Origin of the sequence: Escherichia albertii NBRC 107761 = DSM 17582 (assembly GCF_000759775.1) — a bacterium.
GTDB classification, from domain to species: domain Bacteria; phylum Pseudomonadota; class Gammaproteobacteria; order Enterobacterales; family Enterobacteriaceae; genus Escherichia; species Escherichia albertii.
The window spans coordinates 1-1,067 of sequence record NZ_BBMY01000225.1; the positions used below are offsets into that span (position 1 = coordinate 1).

Consider the following 1,067-nt stretch of genomic DNA (forward strand, 5'->3'; position numbering starts at 1 on the left):
GCTCAATGGGGGCATCATGTGGGCGATAAAGTTCTGGTTTCAATTGTCGATATTATCCAGCAAAGTATCCGACCTGACGACATCTTCGCGCGTCTGGAAGGTAACGTCTTTGGCTTGCTATTTACCGAACTCAATACTGCCCAGGCCAAAATCATTGCCGAGCGCGTACGTAAAAATGTCGAACTCCTGACCAGTTTTAGTAACAGATATGATGTTCCTGAACAAATGAGCATCAGCATTGGCAGTATTTTTTCCACTGGCGACAAACGTAATATCTCACTGCTTATGACTGAAGCAGACAAGGCGTTGCGTGAGGCAAAGCATAACTGTGGCAACAAGGTGATTATTCATCAAATTTGAGTGCAATTTTATTCAGGCCATGCATTTTGCATGGCTTTGATATACAATTTATTACCAATACCACTAAATTTCCCCTCCCCAGCGGCGTAGAGATGAGTATAATTAGCGGCCCAGCGCCAGGCCGCAATCGAACTTTATCTGGTTTTCTCATTTCACTAACCGAAGGAGTGCCATTTATCATGAAATTGCACCATAGAATGCTCCGGCATTTTATCGCCGCAAGTGTCATTGTGCTGACATCTTCCTTCCTTATTTTTGAACTTGTCGCCAGCGACAGAGCGATGAGCTCCTATCTGCGCTATATCGTCCAGAAAGCGGACTCTTCCTTTCTCTATGACAAGTATCAAAATCAAAGTATTGCCGCACACATGATGCGTGCGCTCGCTGCCGGACAGTCGGAGATGTCGCCGGAACAGCGACGCGCCATCTGCGAGGCTTTTGAATCAGCCAATAATACACACGGACTAAACCTGACCGCTCATAGCTATCAGGCATTGCACGGAACATTACAAACTGCCGCATCAGACTGTGAAGCCATAGTAGAAGCTGCAACGCTATTACCCGCATTTGATCAAGCGGTGGAAGGTAATCGTCATCAGGATGATTACGGTATCGGCTTAGGGATGGCAGAGGAAAAGTTTCATTATTACCTCGATCTGAATGACCGCTATGTCTATTTCTATGAGCCGGTCAATGTTGAATATTTT

General features: G+C 45.6%; 2 protein-coding genes. Both read left to right on the forward strand.

The genetic code is table 11. From position 1 onward, the window contains the following. Positions 1-360 (forward strand): diguanylate cyclase domain-containing protein (locus EA14781_RS22200; RefSeq protein WP_042336403.1); only part of this gene is annotated, 360 nt, incomplete at its 5' end. A gap of 179 nt (positions 361-539) precedes the next feature. Beyond that, positions 540-1,067: GAPES1 domain-containing protein (locus tag EA14781_RS22205; protein ID WP_042336404.1), on the forward strand; the 528-nt coding region annotated here is incomplete at its 3' end.